This window comes from Micromonospora sp. B006 (genome assembly GCF_003408515.1).
GTDB lineage: Bacteria > Actinomycetota > Actinomycetes > Mycobacteriales > Micromonosporaceae > Micromonospora > Micromonospora echinospora_A.
In genome coordinates this window covers 6,026,384-6,049,027 of sequence record NZ_CP030865.1, presented here as the reverse complement: position 1 = coordinate 6,049,027, position 22,644 = coordinate 6,026,384, and the positions used below count along the sequence as shown (strand labels likewise).

General features: G+C 73.9%; 22 protein-coding genes and 1 riboswitch. Of the genes, 1 reads left to right on the top strand and 21 read right to left on the bottom strand.

Annotated features, from left to right (window positions below):
- Positions 1-5: 5 nt before the first annotated feature.
- Genes MicB006_RS27165 through MicB006_RS27150 form a run of 4 tightly spaced genes read right to left on the bottom strand, consistent with a single transcriptional unit; the run spans position 6 to position 6,094 of the window.
- Complete coding sequence (locus MicB006_RS27165) at positions 6-1,880, bottom strand: TOMM precursor leader peptide-binding protein (protein WP_116509933.1); 1,875 nt, start codon at positions 1,878-1,880, stop codon at positions 6-8.
- Positions 1,877-4,036 carry a TOMM precursor leader peptide-binding protein gene (locus tag MicB006_RS27160; protein ID WP_116509931.1) on the bottom strand — a complete coding sequence of 720 codons (2,160 nt, stop codon included), beginning with the start codon at positions 4,034-4,036 and terminating at the stop codon, positions 1,877-1,879. The genes MicB006_RS27165 and MicB006_RS27160 overlap by 4 nt, the downstream gene beginning before the upstream one ends.
- A complete protein-coding gene (locus MicB006_RS27155) occupies positions 4,033-5,784 on the bottom strand; it encodes a BTAD domain-containing putative transcriptional regulator (protein ID WP_116509930.1) in 1,752 nt (583 codons plus the stop codon). The genes MicB006_RS27160 and MicB006_RS27155 overlap by 4 nt, the downstream gene beginning before the upstream one ends.
- 49 nt (positions 5,785-5,833) lie before the next feature.
- A complete protein-coding gene (locus tag MicB006_RS27150) occupies positions 5,834-6,094 on the bottom strand; it encodes a hypothetical protein (RefSeq protein WP_073827715.1) in 261 nt (86 codons plus the stop codon).
- Positions 6,095-6,491: 397 nt separating this feature from the next.
- Between MicB006_RS27150 and MicB006_RS27145 the strand changes: the two genes are divergently transcribed.
- Positions 6,492-7,409: a helix-turn-helix transcriptional regulator gene (locus MicB006_RS27145; RefSeq protein WP_116511862.1), complete on the top strand. Its 918-nt coding sequence runs from the start codon at positions 6,492-6,494 to the stop codon at positions 7,407-7,409.
- 63 nt (positions 7,410-7,472) lie between these two features.
- Here the strand turns inward: MicB006_RS27145 and pheT are convergent, their stop codons facing one another.
- From pheT to rpe, 17 genes are all read right to left on the bottom strand, one after another.
- Positions 7,473-10,019 (bottom strand): phenylalanine--tRNA ligase subunit beta, encoded by a 2,547-nt coding sequence (gene pheT / locus MicB006_RS27140; RefSeq protein WP_116509929.1) that lies wholly within the window; start codon positions 10,017-10,019, stop codon positions 7,473-7,475.
- 26 nt (positions 10,020-10,045) lie between these two features.
- Entirely contained in the window at positions 10,046-11,107 is a 1,062-nt protein-coding gene (gene pheS, locus MicB006_RS27135) for a phenylalanine--tRNA ligase subunit alpha (RefSeq protein ID WP_013474913.1), read from the bottom strand.
- Between the two features lie 167 nt (positions 11,108-11,274).
- The gene (locus tag MicB006_RS27130) at positions 11,275-12,159 is read right to left on the bottom strand and encodes an RNA methyltransferase (RefSeq protein ID WP_116509927.1); all 885 of its coding nucleotides are present in this window, start codon (positions 12,157-12,159) and stop codon (positions 11,275-11,277) included.
- A gap of 32 nt (positions 12,160-12,191) precedes the next feature.
- Positions 12,192-12,584 (bottom strand): 50S ribosomal protein L20, encoded by a 393-nt coding sequence (gene rplT / locus MicB006_RS27125; protein ID WP_043324928.1) that lies wholly within the window; start codon positions 12,582-12,584, stop codon positions 12,192-12,194.
- A 32-nt stretch (positions 12,585-12,616) separates the two neighbouring features.
- Positions 12,617-12,811, bottom strand: coding sequence for a 50S ribosomal protein L35 (gene rpmI, locus MicB006_RS27120; RefSeq protein ID WP_026267805.1), 195 nt, complete (start codon positions 12,809-12,811; stop codon positions 12,617-12,619).
- A 19-nt stretch (positions 12,812-12,830) separates the two neighbouring features.
- Entirely contained in the window at positions 12,831-13,478 is a 648-nt protein-coding gene (gene infC, locus MicB006_RS27115; protein ID WP_073827710.1) for a translation initiation factor IF-3, read from the bottom strand.
- Between the two features lie 324 nt (positions 13,479-13,802).
- The gene (locus MicB006_RS27110; protein WP_192900142.1) at positions 13,803-14,276 is read right to left on the bottom strand and encodes a PH domain-containing protein; all 474 of its coding nucleotides are present in this window, start codon (positions 14,274-14,276) and stop codon (positions 13,803-13,805) included.
- Entirely contained in the window at positions 14,273-15,235 is a 963-nt protein-coding gene (locus tag MicB006_RS27105) for a DMT family transporter (protein ID WP_116509926.1), read from the bottom strand. The genes MicB006_RS27110 and MicB006_RS27105 overlap by 4 nt, the downstream gene beginning before the upstream one ends.
- Positions 15,232-16,077: an ATP phosphoribosyltransferase gene (hisG, locus tag MicB006_RS27100; protein ID WP_073827708.1), complete on the bottom strand. Its 846-nt coding sequence runs from the start codon at positions 16,075-16,077 to the stop codon at positions 15,232-15,234. Before hisG ends, MicB006_RS27105 begins: the two co-directional genes overlap by 4 nt.
- Before the next feature lie 43 nt (positions 16,078-16,120).
- Entirely contained in the window at positions 16,121-16,402 is a 282-nt protein-coding gene (locus MicB006_RS27095; RefSeq protein WP_198039659.1) for a phosphoribosyl-ATP diphosphatase, read from the bottom strand.
- Between the two features lie 26 nt (positions 16,403-16,428).
- Positions 16,429-16,926 carry a 6,7-dimethyl-8-ribityllumazine synthase gene (ribH, locus tag MicB006_RS27090; RefSeq protein ID WP_116509925.1) on the bottom strand — a complete coding sequence of 166 codons (498 nt, stop codon included), beginning with the start codon at positions 16,924-16,926 and terminating at the stop codon, positions 16,429-16,431.
- A gap of 4 nt (positions 16,927-16,930) precedes the next feature.
- Entirely contained in the window at positions 16,931-18,196 is a 1,266-nt protein-coding gene (locus tag MicB006_RS27085; RefSeq protein ID WP_073827706.1) for a bifunctional 3,4-dihydroxy-2-butanone-4-phosphate synthase/GTP cyclohydrolase II, read from the bottom strand.
- Positions 18,193-18,888, bottom strand: a complete 696-nt coding sequence (pnuC, locus tag MicB006_RS27080; RefSeq protein WP_073827705.1) for a nicotinamide riboside transporter PnuC — start codon at positions 18,886-18,888, stop codon at positions 18,193-18,195. Before pnuC ends, MicB006_RS27085 begins: the two co-directional genes overlap by 4 nt.
- Positions 18,888-19,499 (bottom strand): riboflavin synthase, encoded by a 612-nt coding sequence (locus MicB006_RS27075; protein WP_073827704.1) that lies wholly within the window; start codon positions 19,497-19,499, stop codon positions 18,888-18,890. Before MicB006_RS27075 ends, pnuC begins: the two co-directional genes overlap by 1 nt.
- Before the next feature lies 1 nt (position 19,500).
- Entirely contained in the window at positions 19,501-20,562 is a 1,062-nt protein-coding gene (ribD, locus tag MicB006_RS27070) for a bifunctional diaminohydroxyphosphoribosylaminopyrimidine deaminase/5-amino-6-(5-phosphoribosylamino)uracil reductase RibD (RefSeq protein WP_116509923.1), read from the bottom strand.
- A gap of 169 nt (positions 20,563-20,731) precedes the next feature.
- Positions 20,732-20,904, bottom strand: a riboswitch (FMN riboswitch).
- Between the two features lie 73 nt (positions 20,905-20,977).
- Complete coding sequence (locus tag MicB006_RS27065; protein WP_073827702.1) at positions 20,978-21,934, bottom strand: response regulator; 957 nt, start codon at positions 21,932-21,934, stop codon at positions 20,978-20,980.
- Between the two features lies 1 nt (position 21,935).
- Positions 21,936-22,616 carry a ribulose-phosphate 3-epimerase gene (gene rpe, locus MicB006_RS27060; protein ID WP_116509921.1) on the bottom strand — a complete coding sequence of 227 codons (681 nt, stop codon included), beginning with the start codon at positions 22,614-22,616 and terminating at the stop codon, positions 21,936-21,938.
- Positions 22,617-22,644: the final 28 nt, after the last annotated feature.

Sequence of the window (22,644 nt, the reverse complement as noted above, 5' to 3'; positions counted from 1 at the left end):
GCACCTCACGGGAACGGGTGGGGAACGGAGTGGATCTCGTCGTCGCGCAGGTCGCGGTCGAGGAGTCCGGCGGCGCGGAAGGCGGTACGCAGCCGGGGCGCGTGGGGCGCGCGCTGGCGCATCCAGCCGAAGTCGATGGGCAGCAGGCCCGGCACCAGCACGCTCGCCGTGGCCAGCCCCAGGTCGTGCTGCTCGGGTGTGGTCTGGTCGACGGCGATCACGTCGAACCCGTGCCCGGTGACCGCCTCGAGGCAGTACTCCAGGTCGTCGCGCAGGTCGGCGGAGACCGGCGGGGCGGGACGGTCCGGCCCGTACAGTTCTGTCATCGCGACCGGCGGGCGGCCGTTGTCCAGCAGGAACCCGGCGTGCCGTCGCATCTCCGGCAGCCCGTACAGCAGCGGATGGTCGTGCAGGCCGCGCACCTGGGAGAAGTCGTCCACCATGGTCCGCAGCCGCGGTTCGTCGGCGCCCGCGCGCAGCCGCACCATCACCGAGTCGGTGGCGATCTCGCACAGCGCCGCGGTGACGGCGGCCTGCGGGTCGAGGCTCGCGCCGCCGCCGAAGGCGAGCGCGCCGAGGCCGCGGTCCTCCCGCACGGCGACCGCTGTCACCACCGGGATGTCGAAGGTCATCCGGGCGTCGAAGAACCGGGCCCGGTAGCCGTACATGGCCAGCCGGTCGATCATCAGCCGGGTCTGCCGCCGGTCGATGGTGGCCGTGTCGATCTCCGGCAGGGCCCGCCCGCCGTACCAGGCCAGCAGGAACGCGTCGCGTTCGATCGCCTCCATCAGGCCGTGGTAGACGGCCTCCACCAGAGAGCCGCCCGACGCGCACCCGTTCGAGGTCTCCTGGACGAAGCGTTCCTCGACGCTGGCGGCGTGGTAGTAGACCAGGACCTCGGGCACCAGCACGGCCCGCTGGTCGCGCAGCGACCAACCCCAGACCCAGCTGATCGGCCGGTCCGGGTCGAAGCGGTGCACGTACGGGTTGGCCCGGTAGAAGTCGTCGGCGTAGACGCCGCACTCGCGCGGGTCGAGGGCGTCGTCGCCCAGCTCCCGCAGGGTCGCGGTGACCACCGTGCGCTTACGTCGCGGGCGCAGCCCGGCGGCGCGTTCCAGTCCCTCCAGCACGGCGACGCGGGCGCTGCGACGGAAGCCGTCGGTGTGTCCACCGTAGAGCGTCTCACGCAGGTACCGGCCGCTGCGCAGGGTGAACGAGCCGATCGCCGGCGCGGTGGACAGCGAGGTCAGGTCCTGCCACAGCGTCGAGCCGAGCGCCCCGCACACCGGGTTGGCGAAGGCCTCCACGTCCAGCGGGTAGTCGTCGAGGTTCCGGCCCCGGAAACCGGCCGGGTCGCTCTTGGCGGTGGACGCCAGCTCGATCGGGGCGAGATCGCGGGTGTCCGGGACGGCGCCGCCGCAGGCCGGGCACTGCGGGTCCGCGACCAACGGAACCCGGCGCACCCGCAGGGTCTGCAGGTCGACCTGGAACACCACGGCCGGGTCGCCCGCCGCCGGGGCGCCGCCGTGGTGGGCCGCGACCAGGGCGGCCAGGAGGTCCGCGACGAGCGCGATCGCGTACGGCCACGGACCGGCCGCCCGGGTGTCACCGCCCAACTCGACAGCGTCCCGCAGGTCACTGTGCCGCACCGCCTGCCAGCGCCGCGCCAGGCAGGTCGCGCAGGCGCCCGAGGACGCCGCCGGGCCGAGCAGGACCACATGCCCGTAGACCAGCAGGCGGGGCCCACCGGCAGAGCCCGCCGGCGCGGCCAGCTCGTCCCGTACGCCCAGCGCGACCACCTCGGCGGGGCAGCCGCGCTCGGCCAGCAGCCGCGCCAGCCCGGCGCAGACCAGCTCGTCGGTCTCGGCGGTGTGGCTCACCGGCCCTCCTGGGCGGTCAGCAGCACCTTGACCGCGACCAGCCCGCCGGCGGCCAGGTCCGCGCCGCCCACCGACGCCACCAGCACGTCGTGTCCCCGCTCGCGCAACCCCTGGCGCACCTGTGACCAGCTCAGCGCGGCGCCGTCGGCCGGCGCCGGGTCTCCCACCGCGAGGGTGCCCGCGTCGAACTCGTCCAGCAGCGCGTCACCGGTGTCCGGGGTGATCGCCGGATCCTGTGCGCGCAGCGCCGCCTGGCCCAGCACGTCCCGCAGCGCCGCTCCGGCCGCGACCGCGTGGACCGGGTCACCCGCCACGGCGTACCGCCAGCGGCCGTCGGTCTGGTCGGGGTAGCGGGCCAGGAGCACACTCAGCCCGCCCTCCGCCGCGCCGGAGAGGTCGAGCAGTTCCACGGCGATCCCCAGGTTCGCCGCCGACTTGCTCAGGAAGACCAGTTCCGGGTCGGCTCCACGGGTGTCCAGGCGTACCTGCCGCGCGGCGGACCGGCCCTCGACGACCGCACGCAACGCGCGGTACGCCAGCGCCGAGGCCAGACCGCACCGCACCGCCTCGGCGAGGTCACCGCCGGCGCCGCCGCCGGCACGGGTCGGCTCCGCGCCGCGGGCACGGTTGGCCGCGCCGAACGGCTCCAGCACCGCGGCCGGCACCGCCGCCGCCGCGCCGGTCAGCAGTGAGCGGGCCGCCGCCCAGCCGCCCCCGTCCGGCTCGGCCCAGCCGGAGTCGAGGCCGAGCCGGGCGGCGTCCAGGCGCGGCGCGTCGGCGGCGGGCGGCCGGAGGACGGCCGCCTGCCCGGTGACAGTCACCGCGGCGGCCCGCAGCGCCCGCAGCCGGGCCGCGGCGACGTGGTGCACGTCGAACGCGTGGACGGTACGGCGGCGACCGCCCGGATCGGTGAGGTCGACCGCGCCGATCTTGAGCGGGGTCTGGTCCCAGCGTTCGTCGTCGTAGCGACGGAACACGCCCACGTGCGGCTGGAGCAGCGGCTGGTGGGCGGCGAGCCGCGCCACTGCCGCCTCGGCCCGCGCCGACTCGTCGGCGGCGTCGGCGGCCGGCTCGTCCAGCACGAGATCTACAGTGGACGGCTCCGGCGACTCCGGCCGGCAGAAGGCGCAGCGCGGGTGGGTGAGCAGCGGCTCGGTCAGCACGTCGAGCGAGGCCAGGTGCTGCACGATCACCGCGCCGTCGGTCTCCCCGGGCAGCGCGCCGGTGGTGAGCCGGAAGACCTCGTACGCGAGCAGGTTGCCGACCATCGCGGCCAGCGGCCCGTCCGGCTCGGCGGCCACCGGCGCGGACCCGGCGGGCAGGGCGGCGGCCCGCCACACCGCAGCCGCCGCGCCGGTGTCGTCGTTGTCGGTGAGCCGGTTCATCGCGCAGCACCAGCACCCCGGGTGTCCTGCGCCCTGCACCGGGCCGACGAGCATCCGTTCCCCGCAGACCCAGGCCGGCAGGAGCAGCCGACCGGCCGGGATCCCCGCCGCGAGCAGCCGCAGCGTGTCGCGGGGCGCCCCGTCACCGGCTGCCACCACCACGAGGTCGGCGTCGAGGTCGGCCCAGCCGACGTCGCCGTCGGGCAGTTCGTCGACGGTGGCCGGACATCCCGCCTCGGTCAGCGCGGCCAGCTCGTCGGCGAGGCCGGGCGCGACAGTGGTCCGCACTGTCACCCCGGCGGCGCCGTTGCGCAGCAGGGCGGTGGCGCAGGACCGGGCGACGGGACCGTCGCCGAGCACCGCCACCCGGGTGTCGCGGAAGGCGGCGAAGCGGTGCGCGGGCCGGTCGACGTAGTGGTCGACGTAGGCGACCTGGGCGGCGAACGCCGCGGCCACTGCCGGGTCGAGAACCGTCTCCGGATCCTCCTCGACCGGTACGTCCCGGGCGAAGCCGCGCCCGTAGAGCGCGTCGACCAGCTCGCCGATCATGTCGCGTTGCGCGGGCGGCAGCGGTCGGCAGATGTCGGCGACCCGGTTGCGCCCGTTGAGGTGCGGCACGAGCAGCGCCGCCAACCGGTAGGCGGTGCCGGAGGACAGCCGGAAGCCGCTGCTGGCGTTGTGGAACAGCACTCCGTCCTCGGTGCGGGTGAACAGCACGTCGTGTCGCATCCGCGGCCGGGTCTGAGCCACCGTCTCGTAGGCAGTGCTCATCCGTGGGTTCCCTTCTTCACTCGATCGGGGGTCGTTCTCCGGCCGGCCACGCCGAGCGCGTGCCGCCGCAGCAGGCCACGGATCCGGTACTGGTCCGCGGCCTCTTCCATCAGGCTCTGGTCGACGAGGTCGTCGAGCAGCTCACCGGCGCGGACCTGGTCGACGTCGAGCAGCCCGGCGGCGGCCGGGACGGTGATCGTCCCCGGCGCTTCGGCCAGCCGGAGGAAGACGTCGGCGAGCACGTCGCCGGCCCGGGTCAGCGCCTCGTCGAGGCGGCCGGCCAGGGACATCTCCGGGTCGCCGGGCAGGCTCAGCCGTCCGATCGGATCGGCGCTCAGCCACCCGACGGCCTCGTCGAGGCTCATCCGGGCACGCAGCAGGACGCGGGTGGCGGCGATCCGCAGCGCCAGCGGCAGGTGTTCGCAGAGCGCCGCGAGCTCGGCCGCGGCCGATGACTCGGCCTGCACCCGTTCCGCTCCCAGCACGACCCCGAGCAGGTCCAGTGCCTCCGGCCGGTCGAGCGGCTCGACCCGGTGCAGCCAGCCGCCGAGCCGGGCGACCAGGGCGGACAGGCTGGGCCGGCTGGTCACCAGCAGCACGTCGTCCGGCCCCAGCGCCTCCGGCAACCGCCGGGCCAGCGTCGCGTCGGCGACGTCGTCGGCCAGCAGCAGCCGGCGGCCGGTGGAGGAGACCGCGGGAGCGGCGGCGTCCGGGTCGCTCGGCTCCACCTGCCGCACGCCGCCGGGGAAGTCCTCGGCGACGAGGCCGGCGACGTGCTGGGCGAGGGCGGTCTTGCCGACGCCCGGCAGCCCACTGAGCACCACGATGCGGGTTCCCCCGCGCAGCCGGTCGGCGAGGGTGCCGCACAGCGCCGCCCGGCCGACGAAACCCGCGACGGAGGCGGGCGGACGAACGGATACCGCCGGCATGGGCCGGGGCGTCACCGTGACCACCGGCGCCGGCGCCTCTCCGCGCAGGATGGTCAGCTCCAGCCGCCGCAGCCCCGCGCCCGGGCCGACGCCCAGTTCGTGGTCGAGGTGCGCCTTGATCCGGCGCACCTCGGCGAGCGCGTCGGCCTGCCGGCCGGTGCGGTACAGCACCTCGACGAGCCTCGCGGAGAAGCGCTCGTTCGCCGGATAGAGGCGGGTCGCGGTCCACAGGTCCACCAGCACCGACCGGTCACGACCCAGCCCGATCTTGAGGTCGCAGAGTCGTTCGATGACCCGCACGCGTTCCTCGTTCAGCCGGGGTACGACGTCGCGGTGCAGCGCCTCCGACGGCACGTTCGCCAGCATCGGCTCGCTCCACAGGGCGAGCGCCTCCTCCAGCGTCGCCAGTTCCGTCTCCGGATCCGTCTCGGCGCGGGTCCGGCCGGTCAGCTCACGGAACCGCATCAGGTCGACGCTCTGCGGACCGGCGGTGATCCGGTAGCCGCCGGGCACCGTCCTGATCGCGTTCGCCGTCAGCCCGTGCCGCTGGAACAGTTGACGCAACCGCAACGCGCAGGTCTGCAACGCGGCCCGGGCCGAGACCGGCGGGTCGTCGCCCCAGATCGCCTGCTGCAGCATGGCCACGGACACCACCTCGTCGGGGTGCAACAGCAGCGCCGCCAGCAGACAGGCCACCTTCGACGGCGGCAGCACCAGCGCGTCGGCGTCCGTGGTCAGGGTCAGCGGGCCGAGGACGCGGAAGGCGACGGCCGGCGTGGACGCCGCCGGCTCCGGATCACACCGGGGCGGACTCACCACTTGCGCTTCCACCGTGATCCTCCCTTCGGGTTCATCCGAGGAGCACCGATCAGGTGACCGTCCACCCGCGTAACGCGGGTACGCTCCGGATCGCGCGCTCACAGACGCGCTGCACGATGTAGTCGGAGATCGCCTGTTCGGAGGCGACGGTGAAGACCGCTACGGCGAGCCGTCCGGCGATCTCACGGGCGTGGATGTGGCGGATGCCGTCGGCCACCGTGGCGTTGAGCCACAACAAGTCCGTCAGCTCGCCGGCGGAGAGGCCGCGGTCGTCATCCGGCGGCCGCAGCGCGAGCCGGGTGAGCAGCACGGCAAGCCTCCGGTGAGCCGGACCGCCCGGGTTCGCGCCTCGACGTCGCCCATCGTCGGCATGTCCGCATCGCCGCCCCTTCCGCATCGCCCCGCCGGCCGGCGGGTGTTGCATCGAGAGTGGTACCTGGCAACCGGCGCGTCACGTCCCCGCGTACCGGCGGAACCGGCCGTGGCCGGTTCCGCCGCGCAGTCAGCCGCATAAATCCGGCATTTTCTGTCCGGCCTTGTAGATGCCCCTGTCTAATGGCGACCGTCACTGGAGTTAATGTCACGTACATCAATCTGTTATCTATCCCGAGGCTCGGCCTCCATTAGTGTGACCATCGACTCCGGGGGGAGGGAACGTGATCGAGAGATTGGGGCTGTCGGCCACCGACGAGGCCGTCTACTGGGCGATGGTTGACAATCCGGCATGGGATGTCGAGGACCTCGTCACCGGCCTGGACATGCCGGAGACCGCGGTCCACGACGCCCTCGCCGCGCTTGCCGACCACGCGATGATCCTGCCCTCGTCGAACCGGCCGGGCAGCCTGCGCGCGGTGAGCCCGCAGCTCGGCCTGCTCGTCCTGCTCGACCAGGCGGAGCGGCGGACGGTCGCTGAGCAGGCCAGGATCCAGGCGACCCGCGCTTCGGTGCTGGCCCGCGCGGCCAGCCGGGACGACAACGAACGGGAGGAGATCGTCCGCCTGAAGGGGGTCGACGAGCTGCGGGACCGGCTGTCCGAGCACGCCCGCACCGCCACCGGGAGCGTCATGATGCTGACCGGTGGCCCGGCAATTCCGCCGCAGATCAGGGAAAGTGGCGGGGCGCTGAGCCGGATGGCACTGGATCGCGGCATCACCATCCGGCACATCTACCAGGAGACCGTTCTTCAGGACCCGGCCTCCTGCGCCTATGCCGAGGAGATGGCCAAATGCGGGGAGGACAGCCGGGTCCTGCCGGGGTCCCCGGTGCGGATGACGCTCGTGGATCGCAGAATCGCTCTCCTGCCGATTGAATCGCACCTCGGCCGGGGTGCGGTGGAAATCCGCAGCGTGCGCCTGGTTTCCGCGCTCTGCCTGTTGTTCGACCTGTTGTGGGAGAAGGGCGTCCCGTTCTCCCGGTGGGCCGGCAGCAGCATGGACGGGCTGACCAAGCAGGCGAGCGCCATCCTGCGGCTGCTGCGCTGCGGGCGTACCGACGAGGCGATCGGCCGCCAGCTCGGCCTGTCCGAGCGCACCGTGCGCCGTACGGTCGCCGACATCATGAAGCGCCTCGACGCCGAGAGCCGCTTCCAGGCCGGTGTGGAAGCGGCTCTACGCGGCTGGATCTGACCGCGCCGGCGGGCAACCAGCTCCGGGAAGCCGGTTGCCCGCGACCTGCGGGCGGCGGGCCGGTCAGGCCCCGCGCAGGGTGGCGCCGAAGCGCTCGGCGGCGACAGCTACCGCCGCGTCCCGCGCGGCCACCGCCTCCTCGCCCGCGAGGGTCCGGTCCGGGGCCCGGAACGTCAGCTTGTACGCCAACGACTTACGCCCCTCGCCGAGCTGCTGGGAGGTGTAGACGTCGAACAGCCGGACGTCCTCCAGCAGCGGGCCCGCGCCCTCGACCAGTGCCGCCCGCACCTCGGCGGCCGGCACCGAGTCGTCCACCACAAGCGCCACGTCGATCAGGGCCGGTGGGAACGTGGAGATGGTCGGCCCGGCGGCCAGCGGCGCGGCGGGCAGCGCGTCCAGGTCCAGCTCCATGGCGCTGGTCCGCCGGGGCAGCTCCAGCGCGGCCAGCACGGCCGGGTGCAGCTCACCGGCGTGGCCGACGACCACGTCGTCCACCACCAGCTCGGCGCAGCGGCCCGGATGCCAGGGCGCCCGCTCGCCGGACCGTACCGTCACCCGGTCGGCGGGGATCCCGGCGGCGTCGAGCACGGCCCGGCCCGCCTCGATCGCGTCCGCCCAGCCGGCCGTGCGGCCCGCGCCCCACCAGCCGGCCGACTCGATCTCGCCGGTGAGCGCGACCGCGACGTGCCGCGGCTGGGCGGGCACCACCGCGTCGGCGGCGGCGAACTCCTCGTCGGTGGGCCGCCGGTCCACGCCCATGGCGGGCGGGGCGCCCGCGCCGGGACGCGGGTGGAAGACGGTGCCGATCTCGTAGATCGCCACGTCCCGCTGACCGCGGCCGACGTTGCGCTTGACGATGCCGAGCAGCGGGCCGAGCAGCGTGGTGCGCAGCAGCGGCTCCTCCTCCGACAGCGGGTTCGCCAGCCGTACCGCCGGGCGGCGCGGGTCGTCGGCGGGCAGGCCGAGCTGGTCGACCAGTTCCGGCGCGACGAACGGCTGCGCCAGCACCTCGACGTAGCCGCGCTCCGCGAGGGAGCGGGCGACGGCGCGGCGGCGCTGCTGCTGCCAGGTCAGGCCCCGGCCGGGCGGCGCGGTGGGCAGCACCGACGGCACGCGGTCGTAGCCGTCGAGGCGTACCACCTCCTCCACCAGGTCGGCCGGGTCGGTCAGGTCGGGCCGCCAGCTCGGCGGCGTCACGGTCAGCACCGCACCGCCTCCGGCGGCCGCGCCGACAGTGCCCGGGTCCTCGGCGAGCCGGTCCGCGCCGCGGGTGACCGTGCAACCGACCTGCTCCAGCAGCTCGACCACCCGGTCCGGCGAGTAGGCCACGCCGACGCGCCGCGACGGCAGGTCCACCGGCAGCGTCACCGGCGTACGCGGCGCGACGTGGTCGATGTCGAGCACCTCCGCGCCGGCCGTGCCACCGGCCAGGTCGGTGAGCAGCCGGACCGCCTTGTCCAGCGCGACCAGCGGCAGCGCCGGGTCCACGCCCCGCTCCCACCGCTTCGCCGCCTCGCTGAACAGCTTGTGCCGCCGCGCGGTACGCCCGACCGTGGCCGGGTCCCAGTGCGCCGCCTCGAACAGCACGTTCGTGGTGGAGGCGAGCACCTCGCTGGTCTCGCCGCCCATCACCGCCGCCAGCGAGATCGGACCCGTGTCGTCGCAGATGACCAGGTCCTCCGCGGACAGGGTGCGGCTCACGCCGTCCAGCGTGGTCAGCTTCTCCCCCGCCTCGGCGCGGCGCACCACGAGCGGCCCGGCGATCCGGTCCGCGTCGAAGGCGTGCATCGGCTGGCCGAGTTCGAGCATCAGGTAGTTGGTGATGTCGACCGCCAGCGAGATGCTGCGCACCCCGGCCGCGGTGAGCCGCTGCCGCATCCAGCCCGGCGTCTCGACGGTCGGGTCGACGCCGCGCACCATCCGCGCCGCGAACCGGTCGCAGCCGACCGGGTCACGGACCTCCACCGGGTACGCCGGCTCGGCGGTCGCGCCGGGCGCGGGCGCGTCGGCCGGGTCGCGGAACGGCACGCCGAGCGCGTGCGACAGCTCCCGGGCGATGCCGCGCACGCTCAGCGCGTACCCGCGGTCCGGGGTGATCTCCATCTCGACCACGACGTCGTCCAGGCCGACGACGGGCCGCGCGTCGTCGCCGGGCTGGGCCTTGACGTCCTCGGGCAGCACGACGATGCCGGAGTGGTCGTCGCCGAGCCCCAGCTCCTGCGCCGAGCAGATCATGCCGTGGGAGTTGCGCCCGTACGTCTTGCGCGCGCCGATCGCGAACCCGCCCGGCAGCACCCCACCGGGGAGGATCACCACGACCTTGTCGCCCTGGGCGAAGTTGCGCGCCCCGCAGACGATCTCCTGCGGCTCACCGGTGCCGTTCGCGGCGCCGACGTCCACCCGGCAGAAACGGATCGGCTTCTTGAAGCCGGTCAGCTCCTCGATCTCCAGGACCTCACCCACCACCAGCGGGCCGGTGACCGACTCGCGCAGGTCCACCACGGACTCGACCTCGATGCCGAGGTCGACCAGCGCCTGCTCCAGGTCGCCGGTGGGCAGGTCGGCCGGCAGGTCCACGTACTCCCGCAGCCAACTGACAGAAACTCGCATGACTGTTAAACCACCGTTCCCGTAGCTCAGGCGCCGAACGCGCGGGTGAACCGCACGTCGCCCTCGGCCATGTCCCGCATGTCGCTGACGCCGTGCCGGACCATCACGGTCCGGTCGATGCCCATGCCGAACGCGAATCCGGAGTAGACCTCCGGGTCGATGCCGCAGGCGCGCAGCACCCGCGGGTTGACCATGCCGCAGCCGCCCCACTCGACCCACTGCGGACCGTCCCGGTGCTCCGGGAACCAGACGTCGAACTCCGCCGACGGCTCGGTGAACGGGAAGTAGTGCGGCCGCCAGCGCGTCTTCGCCCCCTCGCCGAACATGGCCCGGGCGAAGTGGTCGAGCGTGCCGCGCAGGTGCGCCATGGTGATGCCCTTGTCCACCACCAGGCCCTCGACCTGGTGGAACACCGGCGCGTGGGTGGCGTCCAGCTCGTCGGTGCGGTAGACCCGGCCGGGCACCACCACGTAGATCGGCGGCTTGCGGCTGAGCATGGTGCGCGCCTGCACCGGCGACGTGTGGGTGCGCAGCACCAGGCCACTTCCCTCGGGTGCGATGTGGAACGTGTCCATCAGACCGCGCGCCGGGTGGTCGGCCGGGATGTTGAGCGCGTCGAAGTTGGTCCACTCCAGCTCGACCTCGGGGCCCTCGGCCACCTCGTAGCCCATGCCGATGAACAGATCGCTGATCTGCTCCATCAGCACGCTCAACGGGTGGCGGGCGCCACGCGGCCGGCGGTCGTAGGGCAGGGTCACGTCGACGCGTTCCTCGACCAGCACCCGCGCGGCCCGTTCCCGGTCCAGGATCTCCTGCCGGGCGGCGTACGCGGACTCGATCGCCCGGCGGGCCTCGTTGACCCGCTTGCCGGCGTCGGCCTTCGCGGCCGGCGGCAGCGCGCCGATCTCCCGGCGGGCCAGCGACACCGGGGACCGGTCACCGAGGTGCGCGGGGCGCAGCGCGGTGAGCGCGTCCGGGTCGGCGGCCTCGGCGAACGCCTTCTCGGCGTCGGCCACTGCTCCGGCCAGGGCGTCCGGGTCGAGCAGGGCGACCTGCTTCGGGTCGTACGGATCGTTGCGGTAGCTCATGGTGAACGGGCACTCCCTCACGGCGGCGCCGACCCTCACGGGTGGCTAGGCGAGTCTACGGACGCGCGGCTTCGCCGCAGCCCGCCGGTGGGGAGTCGTGCAGGGGGAAGGTCAGGCCCGCCGCCCGCCGACACCGGCGGGCTGGCTAAACGAACGCCGTGGCGCGTTCATGACGAGGCGGACTCCCCTGCTGTGTCTCGCGTGCCCCGGGGGACACGCAGTGCTCTGGCGGAAGAATACAGGCACACGGCCGCCGCCGCAGCCAGGTTCAGGCTCTCCGCCCGCCCGTGCAGCGGCACCCGGACGCGGGCGTCGGCGGCGGCGGTCAGCTCGTCGGGCAGGCCGTGCGCCTCGGAGCCGAACAGCCAGGCGGTCGGGGCGGACAGCCTTCCTGCGTCGGCGAGGTCGTCCAGGTCGCTGTCGCCGTACCCGGTGGTGGCGAAGATCTCCAGGCCGGCGGCCCGCAGCGCCTCGACGGCCGCGAGCGGGTCGGCGGCGCGCACCACGTCGACGTGGAAGAGGCTGCCGGCGGAGGCCCGCACGCACTTGCCGTTGTAGGGGTCGACTGCCTCGCCCGCGAAGATCACCGCGCCCGCGCCCGCCGCGTCGGCGGTGCGCAGCACGGTGCCGGCGTTGCCCGGGTCGCGGATACCGGCGAGCACCGCGACCAGGCGCGGCCCGCGCGCCACGGCCTCGTCCAGGGGTACGTCGAGGTGCCGGCAGAGCGCCACCAGGCCCTGCGGCGCGACGGTCTCGGCGAGCGCGGCCAGCGCGTCGTCGGTCACCTCGGAGACCGGCACGTCGGCCCGGGCGGCGGTGGCGGCGAGGTCGGCGTACCTGTCGAGCGCCGCCGGGGTGCCGAACAGCTCGACCACGGTGCCGGCGCGGGCGAGCGCCTCCCGGACCGCCTGCGGCCCTTCGGCCAGGAACCGGCCGGCCTGCTCGCGGTCGCGTCGGCGGTGCAGCCGGCGGGCCGCCGCGACCCTGGGGGTACGCGTGGTGAACGGGCCGGGAACGGCGTCGAGGCGCCTCCCCTGCGACTGTGACTGCATGGGAGACGCCTCGATCTGCCGTACGAGGTGGGTCAGGCGGCCTGAGCCGCGGCGCCACCGGTGCCCTCGGCCGCCACGGCGGCGCGGGCCAGCTCGACGATCGCCGCGAACGAGGCGGCGTCGTTGACGGCCATGTCGGCCAGGATCTTCCGGTCGACCTCGATGCCGGCCAGGCGCAGGCCCTGGATCAGCCGGTTGTAGGTCAGGCCGTTGGCCCGGGCGCCGGCGTTGATCCGCTGGATCCAGAGCTGCCGGAAGTCGCCCTTGCGGTCGCGACGGTCCCGGTAGGAGTACTGCATCGAGTGCAGCACCTGCTCCTTGGCCTTGCGGTAGAGCCGGGAGCGCTGACCGCGGTAACCGCTCGCGGTCTCCAGCAGGGTACGACGCTTCTTCTGGGCGTTCACAGCCCGCTTGACGCGTGCCATCTCAACTCCTTCTTCGGTTCAGGTGGCTCGCGTCAGCGGCCGAGCAGCTTCTTGATGCGCTTGACGTCGGCCTTGGCCAGCTCGACGGTGCCGGTCAGCCGACGGGTCTGGGTGCTGGGCTTCTTCTCCAGGTTGTGGCGAAGGCCGGCCTGCTGGGCAACGATCTTGCCCTTGCCGGTCACCTTGACCCGCTTGCCCATACCCGTGTGGCTCTTCATCTTCGGCATTGGAACGTCTTCTCCCCTGTTACTGGCCGCTGGTCTCAGCGGTCGTGCCGGTCTCGCCGGCTGCTGCGGTCTCGCCCGCCGGGGTCTCGCCGGTCGCCGGAGCGCCCGATTCCTCCGCAGCCCGGTCGCGCGGTCCACCGCGGGACGCCGTGGCGGCGACCGCGGAGGCCTTCACGGCCCGGTGCGGAGCGAGAACCATGATCATGTTTCGGCCGTCCTGCTTCGGCGCGGCCTCGACGTATCCCAGTTCCGTGATCTCGGACTCGAGCCGGCGCAGGAGCCGGTAACCCAGCTCCGGGCGGCTCTGCTCCCGGCCGCGGAACATGATCGTCACCTTGACCTTGTCGCCCGCCTTGAGGAACCGCACCACGTGACCCTTCTTGGTCTCGTAGTCGTGCGGGTCGATCTTCGGCCGGAGCTTCATCTCCTTGATGACGGTCTGCTGCTGGTTACGCCGCGCTTCGCGCGCCTTGAGTGCGCTCTCGTACTTGAACTTGCCGAAGTCCATGAGCTTGCACACCGGCGGGCGCGCCATCGGCGCAACCTCGACCAGGTCCAGGTCGACGTCCGCGGCCAGCTGCAGGGCGCGCTCCAGCGGGACGATGCCCACCTGCTCACCCTCAGGACCGACCAGTCGGACCTCACGTGCCCGGATCTGCTCGTTCACGCGTGGTTCGACGCTGATGGGGCCTCCTCGAGTCGAGTCTTCTCCGTGCCGACTCCGCGGGCTCCCGGGCGGGAGCCGACCCGGAAAGCAGAAGGCCCCGGCATATGCCAGGGCCCACTCGACCGGTCGGCACGATCACAGGATCGCGCATCCGGCGTCGGGACGTGCCCGAAACCGGGGACCGGACCCGGCCACCGTGGCGGCGACTCGGGTGGGAGCGGGCGCTCCGCTTCAAGACCGCCCACGCGTCAGGGACGGGGGCAGTCTGGTCGACTCCGCAACACTACACCCTCGGCCCAGGCCCGCCCAAACCGGGCTCCCTGGTCAGCGGGGTGTCGACTGGCCGGCGGACAGCGCCGCCAGGTGCGCCTGGTGCAGGCGGCGCAGCGCGCGGACCGCCTCGACCGCGCTCTCCTTGTCGGCGGCCTGCAACGCGACCATCGGCAGCAGGTCGTCGTCGTGCAGCTCCAGGCTGGCCCACGGGGCGCCCCTGTCGAACCGGACCCCGCGGATTACCTCCCAGGGCAGGTCGTACGAGCTGATCACGTTGCGGACCCGAACGCCCTTGGCGTCGGCGGTCACGCGGGGGCGGGTGAACAGCAGGAAGCCGAGCGCGCCGAAGACGCCCAGGCCGATCATGGCGAACTGGTCGCCGCGCTGGAACGTGCCGTAGCCGTTGCCGGTGGCGCCGGTCAGCGACGTCGCGACGAGGCTGAACACGACGAACAACGTGACGGCCGACACCCAGCAGACGACCCGGACGCGGCGGGGTCGCACGGTCACCACGGAATCGCTCACCCGACCAGTCTGCCATCCGGTTGGCGCGCGCCTTCGGCCGCCACACGGTCCGGGCCGCGCCGGCGCAGCCCGGTGACCACCACGGCGAGCAGCGTGAGCAGGGCGCCGGCCAGCACCGGCAGCCGGACGCCGGGGCCGCCGGGCAGAACCAGGTCCAGCAGCAGCGCGCCGCCGAGCTGCCCGGCCACCAGCGCCAGGCCGGTGCGCAGCACCCCGGCGGCGCGTACCCCGACCAGCAGCGAGAGCACGATGCCGACGCCGAGCAGGCCGCCGACGTAGAGCCACCACTGGCCGGGCCAGCGGGGCGCGGTGACGAGCGCGCCGGTCAGCGCCGCGACCGCGCCGATCACCACGGTGCTGACCGCGAAGTTGACGGCGAGGCCGGCGGCCGGGCCGACCGAGGCGGCGACCCGGCCGTTGAGCGCGGACTGCGTCGCCACCGCCAGCCCGCCCAGGACGCAGAGCAGCACCAGCCCGATCGCCAGGTCACCGACCGGGCGGCCGAGCTGGGCGAGGGCCACCGCGCCGACGCCGAGCAGCGCCCCGCCGACGCGGGGCACTGTGAGCGGCATCCGGCCGGTGGCGGCCAGCCCGGCCCGGTCCACCGCCAGGCCACCGAGACTGCCGCCGGCCACCTGGGCGATCGTGAACACCGCCACCCCGAGCACCGGCACCACCACCGGCGCGACCAGCACGATCACCGCGCCGCCCACGCCGCCCAGGTAGGTCCACCAGGGCAGCCCGGAGCGGCGCAACGCGGCCAGCCCGGCGCGCATCGAGGGCAGCGCCACGATCCCGGCCAGCACCAGCAGGCAGCCGCCGAGGTTGTTGACCACCGCGCCGAGGACCGGATCGCCGGTCCGCTCCCCCAGCTCGGCGTTGACCACGCCCTGGGCGGCCGAGGCCATGCCACCCAGGACGACAACGCCCAGCGCGGCCGGGAGCGGCAGCGGCCTCACAGCCGGCAGGCGTGGATGTTGGTGACCAGGATCGCGCGGGCACCCAGCTCGTACAGCTCGTCCATGATCCGGTGCACGTCGTCGCGGAGCACCATCGCCTGCACCGCGACCCAGCCCTCCCGGTGCAGCGGCGAGACGGTGGGCGACTCGATGCCCGGGGTCAGCGAGCTGGCCCGGTCGAGCAGTCCGGCCGGCACGTCGTAGGCGAGCATCACGTAGCGCCGGGCCACCAGGACGCCGTGCAGCCGGCGCTGCAGCTGCTCCTGCTGGGCGCCGGCGGGCGCGCCGGCGCGGCGGACCAGCACCGCCGAGGAGCGCAGCAGCGGCTCGCCGAAGACCACCAGGCCGGCCTGGCGCAGCGTCGCGCCGGTCTCCACCACGTCGGCGACCACGTCGGCCACGCCGAGGCGGATGGCGTTCTCCACCGCGCCGTCGAGGCGGATCACGTCGGCCTTGACGCCCAGCTCGGCCAGGTGCCGCTCGACCAGGCCGGGGTACGCGGTGGCGATGCGGTGCCCGCCGAGCTGCTGGACCGAGGCGACGTCGTCGGGCCGGGCGGCGAACCGGAACGTGGCCCGCCCGAAGTTGAGGTCGACGATCTCCTCGGCCGGCGCGCCGGAGTCGATCAGCAGGTCGCGGCCGGTGATGCCGACGTCCAGGTCACCGGAGCCGACGTAGGTGGCGATGTCCTTGGGGCGCAGGTAGAAGAACTCGATGTCGTTCTGCTCGTCCCGGCAGACCAGGTCCTTCGGGTCGGTGCGCTGGCGGTAGCCCGCCTCGCGCAGCATCCCGGCGGCCGACTCGGCCAGGGCGCCCTTGTTGGGTACTGCGACACGCAGCATGGGAGTGCTCCTTCGTTCGATCGGGTGATCAGCGGACGGGCACTCACAGATGTCGGTAGACGTCCTTCAGTTCCAGGCCGGTGGCGAGCATCAGCACCTGCGCCTGGTAGAGCAGCTGGGAGATCTCCTCGGCGGCCCGCTCCGGGCCCTCGTGCTCGGCGGCCATCCACGACTCGGCCGCCTCCTCGACGACCTTCTTGCCGATGAAGTGCACGCCCTTGGCGAGCGCCTCGACGGTGCCCGAGCCCGGGGTGCCGGCAGCGGCCTTGGCCTGCAGCTCGGCGAACAACTCCTCGAACGTCTTCACGGAAGGCGATTCTTCCAGCCGCCCCCGGTGACGGGCCGGGTGGGTCAGGCGAAGCCGACCCGGTGGGCGGACTGGGCGTCCAGGGCGCGGACGGCCAGCGCGGCGTCCAGCGCGGCCACCGTCGCCGACCAGCCCTTGTCCTCGGCCGAGCCGGGCAGCCCGGCCCGGTCCCGGGCCTGCTCGATGGTGTCGACAGTGAGCACCCCGTGCGCCACCGGCTTGCCCTCGTCCAGCGCCACCCGGGTCAGCCCCTCGGTGACCGACTGGCAGACGTAGTCGAAGTGCGCTGTCGCGCCGCGTACCACCACGCCGAGCGCGACGACCACGTCGAAGCGGCGCGCCATCGCCTGGGCCACCACCGGCAGCTCCACCGAACCGGCCACCCGGGCCACCACGGCCCGCGCCCCGCACGCCTGCGCGGCGGCCACCGCACGCTCGGTCATGTGGTCGGTCAGCTCGCCGTGCCACCGGGCGGCCACCACGCCGACAGTCATCCCGGCCGCGTCCACCGCGGTCACGCCCGGCTCACCGAAACCCGCCATCGCCCTACGCTCCGATCTCGTCACCGGCGACCGGGCGGCCCATCGGCGCCTCGGTCACCTCGTCCAGTCCGTCCAGCAGGTGCCCCATCCGGTCCCGCTTAGTGCGCAGGTACCGCACGTTCTCCGGGTTGGACCGCACGGGCAGCCCCTCCCGCCCGGTCACGGTGAGCCCGTACCCCTCCAGCCCGGCCCGCTTGGCCGGGTTGTTGGTCAGCAGCCGCATCGAGCGGACGCCCAGGTCGTAGAGGATCTGCGCGCCGGTGCCGTAGTCGCGCGCGTCGGCCGGCAGGCCCAGGTCGAGGTTCGCGTCCACGGTGTCGCGGCCCTGGTCCTGGAGCTGGTACGCCTGCAGCTTGTGCAGCAGGCCGATGCCCCGGCCCTCGTGACCGCGCACGTAGAGGACCACGCCGCGGCCCTCCGCGGCGACCCGGGCCAGCGCGGCCTGCAACTGCGGCCCGCAGTCGCAGCGCAGCGAGCCGAACACGTCGCCGGTGAGGCACTCCGAGTGCACCCGCACCAGCACGTCCCGCCCGTCGCCGAGGTCGCCCATGACCAGCGCGACGTGCTCGGCCGGGTCGTGCTCGGCGCGGTAGCCCAGCGCCCGGAACACGCCGTACGGGGTGGGCATCCGGGCCTCGGCGGCCAGCTCGACCTGCTTCTCGGTACGCCGCCGGTAGGCGATCAGGTCCGCGATGGTGACCAGCGTCAGGCCGTGCTCGGCGCAGAACTTCTCCAGGTCCGGCAGGCGCATCATGGTGCCGTCGTCGTTGACCAGCTCGCAGAGCACCCCGGCCGGGCGCAGCCCGGCCAGCCGGGTCAGGTCCACCGCCGCCTCGGTGTGCCCGGGGCGGCGCAGCACCCCGCCGGCGCGGGCGCGCAGCGGCACCACGTGACCGGGCCGGGCCAGGTCGGTCGGGCCGGTGGCGGCGTCGGCGAGCAGCCGGATGGTGTGCGACCGGTCGGCGGCCGAGATGCCGGTGCTGACGCCCTCCCGGGCGTCCACCGTCACCGTGTACGCGGTGCCGCGCCGGTCCTGGTTGGTGTGGTGCATCGGCGGCAGGTCCAGCCGGTCGCACTCGTCCTCGGTCAGCGGCACGCAGATGTAGCCGGAGGTGTAGCGGACCATGAACGCGACCAGCTCCGGCGTGGCCAGCTCGGCCGCGAAGATCAGGTCGCCCTCGTTCTCGCGGTCCTCGTCGTCGACCACGACCACGGGGCGCCCGGCGGCGATGTCCGCCACCGCCTGCTCGATCGAACCGAAAGTGGTCATGCCACTGCCTCCGAGTACGTCGCCGGGATCGGGGCGGGCGCGGTCGCGACGGCCCGGGAGGTGCGCCACCAGCTGTACAGGCCGGCGGCGCAGAACGCGCCGTAGACCAGGTACATGGCGGCCGACGGGTAGAAGCCGCCGCGCAGCAGCAGCGGCACGCCGACCGCGTCGACGGCGATCCAGATCAGCCAGAACTCGACCCACCCGCGGGCCATGCCGTAGGTGGCGAGCAGGCTGCCGACCAGGATCCAGGCGTCCGGCAGCGGCCCCCACGAGCCCAGCGCGGCCAGCACCGGGTACGCGGCGGCGGTGCCGACGACGGCCGCGACGAGCAGTCCGAGCCGCTCCCGCCAGGTGGCCCAGCGCGGCACCACGGCCGGCTCGTCCCCGCCGCCCGCGCGCCGGTTGCGCGACCAGCGCCACCAGCCGTACACGCTGACGGCGAAGAAGAAGACCTGCCGGCCGGCCTGGCCGTAGAGGTCGTGCGCCTGCGGGGTGACGAAGACGCCGCCGAGGAACACGGTGAGCAGCAGCGCGTTGCCGATCATGCCGACCGGCCAGGCCCAGACCACGCGGCGCAGCCCGAGCAGCGCCGAGGCGAGCCCGAAGCCGTTGCCGACGATCTCCCGGACCAGCACCGGCGAACCGGCCACGTGCACCTGGGCGTCGAGCAGCCAGCCGAGCGGGCCCATCACCGCACACTCCCCGCGCCGCGGTCGCCGAGCAGCCGTTCGACGTACTTGGCCAGCACGTCGACCTCCAGGTTGACCGGGTCGCCGACCTGCTTCGTGCCGAGCACGGTGAGCTTCAGCGTGGTGGGGATCAGCCCGACGGAGAACCAGTCGTCGCCGGCCTCCGCCACGGTCAGCGACACGCCGTCGACGGTGATCGAGCCCTTCTCCACCACGTACCGGGCCAGGCCGGCGGGCAGGCGGAACCGGACGGTCTCCCACTGCGCGGCCGGTTCCCGGGCGACGACCTCGCCGACGCCGTCGACGTGGCCCTGCACCAGGTGCCCGCCGAGGCGGCTGTTGAGCGCGGCGGCGCGTTCCAGGTTGACCGGGTCGCCGGGGCGCAGCGCCCCGAGCGCGGTGCGGCGCAGCGTCTCGCCCATCACGTCGGCGGTGAACACCCCGCCGTCGACGTCGACAACGGTGAGGCAGACGCCGTTCACCGCGATGGAGTCGCCGTGCCGGGCGTCCGAGGTGACGAGCGGGCCGCGGATCGCGACCAGCGCGGAGTCGTCGCCGGTCTCGGTGCTCCGGACGATCTCGCCCAGCTCCTCGACGATGCCGGTGAACATGTCAGGCCTCCCTCTTCCGGGGCAGCGCGGTGATCCGCAGGTCGGGACCGACCCGCGTAACGTCGGTGATCTCCAGGTCGATGGCGTCGGCGATGGTGCTCACGCCGGCGTCGAGCAGCGCGGTGGGACCGGCGCCGAGCAGCTTCGGCGCGACGTACCCGACGATCCGGTCGACCAGGCCGGCGGCGAGGAACGCGCCGGCCAGCGTGGGGCCGCCCTCCAGCAGCGCGGCCCGCACGCCCCGGTGGTGCAGCTCCGCGAGCAGCGCCGCCAGGTCGACCCGGCCGTCCGGCCCGGCGCCGACCTCCGCGGCCGTGGCCACCCACGTGCGTGCGGCGCCGTCGCGGACCCGGGCGTCGGCCGGGGTACGCCCCGAGCTGTCCACCACCACCCGCAGCGGCTGCCGGATGGCCATGGTGCCGTCGCGCAGGTTGCGGGCGGTGAGACGGGGATCGTCGGCGAGCACGGTGCCCACCCCGGCGAGCACCGCGTCGACGGTGCCGCGCAGGGCGTGCACGTCCATCCGGGCCGCCTCGGAGGTGATCCACATGCTGGTCCCGTCGGCGGCGGCGGAGCGCCCGTCGAGCGTCGCCGCGTACTTCCAGATCAGGTACGGCCAGCCGCGGCGCATCGAGGTGAGCCAGGCGACGTTGCCGGCCTCGGCCTCCTGGGTGCGTACCCCGAGGGTCACCTGGACCCCGGCGGCGCGCAGCGTGGCGGCGCCGCCGGAGGCGACCGGATTGGGGTCGGGCACGGCGACCACGACGCGGGCCACCCCGGCGGCGATGAGCGCGTGGCTGCAGGGGCCGGTGCGGCCGGTGTGGTCGCAGGGTTCGAGCGTGACGACTGCGGTGCCGCCGCGGGCGCGGGTGCCGGCCTGGGCCAGCGCGACGATCTCGGCGTGCGGGCCGCCGGCGTACGCGTGGAAGCCCTCGCCGACGACCTCGCCGTCGGCGTCGAGCAGCACGCAGCCGACGACCGGGTTGGGGCTGGTGGCACCGAGGCCGCGCGCGGCCAGTTCGATGGCACGACGCATCGCCTCGTCGACGGAGACGCTCGCCATGGCCGCCTGTCCTCCCGCTCGCCGGTCGCGCGCGGGCGGGTTCGGGAGGAACGGCCACGAAAGCCGCGGACACGCGGCGGCGGAGAACCCGGGGACGGCGACGCCGACCCCGGGGAGCCCACGCGGCGGCTGAGGGTGCTCAGCGGCCGGCAGGGGCCTCCCCCGTTCCGCGCGCTGTCTCCCATCCGGACTGTCTGGGGGCGGACGAGCCGCACCCCAACCGTCGGCCCCGGATTCTCACCAGGTCCACCGTCCGGCCGAAGCCGTCCGGGTCGCGGGCTTACCACGGTCGGACCGTGGATCACCGCCGGTTCGGAATTTCACCGAGCCCCGCCAGCGCGTGGTGGGTACACGGGAAGTCTTACACGTTCCGCCCGGGTGCGCGCCACAGAGGCGAGCTACCTCACAGGCGCGCTCAGGTGACGCCGCGGCGGCGGTCCACCGCCACGTACGACCCGGGCTGGCTCTTGGCCACCGTCTTCATCTCCGAGGCCACCGCGATGGCCTCCAGCGGGTCGGTGAAGCGCTTGCCGGAATCCGACAACGACACGCCGATGGAGAGCGTCACCAGCGCGGCGCGGCGGATGTTGCCGCGCCGGTCCTTCAGCTCGACGAAGCCACGTTCCCGGTCGGTGGCGTCGTAGAGGGCGTCCGCGGCCTTCTCGAAGTCGACGACGGCCCGGCTGGTCAGTGGCCGCACCTGGCTGGGGGTGCAGACGATGACGAAGTCGTCGCCGCCGACGTGCCCCAGAAAGGCCGGCGGCAGCCCGATCGACACCACCGCCCGGTGCAGGCTGCGGGCCAGCGCCGAGATGAACTCGTCGCCGCGCACGAAGCCGTACCGGTCGTTGACGCTCTTGAACCGGTCGATGTCGATGTAACCGACGGCGTAGTCGACGCCGTTGCGGACCCGGTCGCTGATCTCCCGCCGGATGCGGCTGTTGCCGGGCAGGCCGGTCAGCGGCGAGACCTCCCGGAACTCCTTGTTGCGCCGCAGCGTGGAGTTGACCCGGGCCACCAGCTCCAGCGTGTCGAACGGCTTGACCAGGTAGTCGTCGGCGCCGACGCTCAGCCCGTTGACCTTGTCCTGGGTCATCCCCTTGGCGGTCAGCATGATCACCGGCAGCGCGGAGGTCATCGGGTCGGCGCGCAGCCGCCGGGTCAGCTCCAGGCCGTCGACGCGCGGCATCATCAGGTCCACCACCGCGAGGTCGGGCCGCTGCCGCTCGATGATCTCCAGCGCCTCCTGGCCGTCGCTGGCGTGCAGCACCTCGAAACCGTGCAGGCGCAGGTTGAACTCGACGAAGCGGGCGATGTCCTCGTCGTCGTCGACGACCAGGATGACGTCGGGTCGCTCGTCGGCCGCGTCCACCTCAGGCCCCGGTCATCGCACGTTCCGCCAGGCCACGCAGGCGGCGTACCGCCTCCGCGGGATCGTCGGCGCCGTAGACGGCGGTGCCGGCGACGAACGCGTCGGCGCCGGCCGCGGCGGCCTGCTCGATGGTGTCCGCGGCGATGCCGCCGTCGACCTCGATGCGCAGCTCCAGGTGGCCGCTGTCGACGTGCCGGCGGGCGGCGCGCACCTTGTCCAGCAGCTGCGGCAGGAAACGCTGGCCGCCGAAACCGGCCTTGATCGTCATGATCAGCAGCGTGTCGAAGCTCGGCAGCAGCTCCAGGTACGGCTCGATCGCGGTGTCCCGGTCGATCGCCAGGCCCGCCTTCGCACCGGCCGAGCGCAGATCCTTCGCGAGCGCCACCGGGTCGTCGCACGCCTCGGCGTGGAACGTGACGTTGTACGCCCCGGCGTCGGCGTACCCGGGCGCCCAGCGACGCGGATCGGTGATCATGAGGTGCACGTCGAACGGGATCTCGGTCACGGCGCGCAGGCTCTGCACCACCGGCAGCCCGATGGTCAGGTTGGGCACGAAGTGGTTGTCCATGACGTCGACGTGCAGCCAGTCGGCGGCGGACTCCACGGCACGGACCTCGTCGGCGAGGCGGGCGAAATCGGCGGCCAGGATGCTCGGCGCGACGATGGGCGGCGGTACGGTCACCGGGCCAGTGTACGAACGCGGTGATCCG

Coding starts and splice junctions, on each gene's coding strand:
- hisG (WP_073827708.1), bottom strand. CDS start 16,077: ATGCTGCGTGTCGCAGTACCCAACAAGGGCGCCCTGGCCGAGTCGGCC.
- MicB006_RS27075 (WP_073827704.1), bottom strand. CDS start 19,499: ATGTTCACCGGCATCGTCGAGGAGCTGGGCGAGATCGTCCGGAGCACC.
- pheS (WP_013474913.1), bottom strand. CDS start 11,107: ATGAGCTACCGCAACGATCCGTACGACCCGAAGCAGGTCGCCCTGCTC.
- rplT (WP_043324928.1), bottom strand. CDS start 12,584: ATGGCACGCGTCAAGCGGGCTGTGAACGCCCAGAAGAAGCGTCGTACC.
- pnuC (WP_073827705.1), bottom strand. CDS start 18,888: ATGGGCCCGCTCGGCTGGCTGCTCGACGCCCAGGTGCACGTGGCCGGT.
- ribD (WP_116509923.1), bottom strand. CDS start 20,562: ATGGCGAGCGTCTCCGTCGACGAGGCGATGCGTCGTGCCATCGAACTG.
- MicB006_RS27145 (WP_116511862.1), top strand. CDS start 6,492: ATGGTTGACAATCCGGCATGGGATGTCGAGGACCTCGTCACCGGCCTG.
- rpmI (WP_026267805.1), bottom strand. CDS start 12,811: ATGCCGAAGATGAAGAGCCACACGGGTATGGGCAAGCGGGTCAAGGTG.
- pheT (WP_116509929.1), bottom strand. CDS start 10,019: ATGCGAGTTTCTGTCAGTTGGCTGCGGGAGTACGTGGACCTGCCGGCC.
- MicB006_RS27130 (WP_116509927.1), bottom strand. CDS start 12,159: ATGCAGTCACAGTCGCAGGGGAGGCGCCTCGACGCCGTTCCCGGCCCG.
- ribH (WP_116509925.1), bottom strand. CDS start 16,926: ATGGCGGGTTTCGGTGAGCCGGGCGTGACCGCGGTGGACGCGGCCGGG.
- MicB006_RS27085 (WP_073827706.1), bottom strand. CDS start 18,196: ATGACCACTTTCGGTTCGATCGAGCAGGCGGTGGCGGACATCGCCGCC.
- MicB006_RS27160 (WP_116509931.1), bottom strand. CDS start 4,036: ATGAGCACTGCCTACGAGACGGTGGCTCAGACCCGGCCGCGGATGCGA.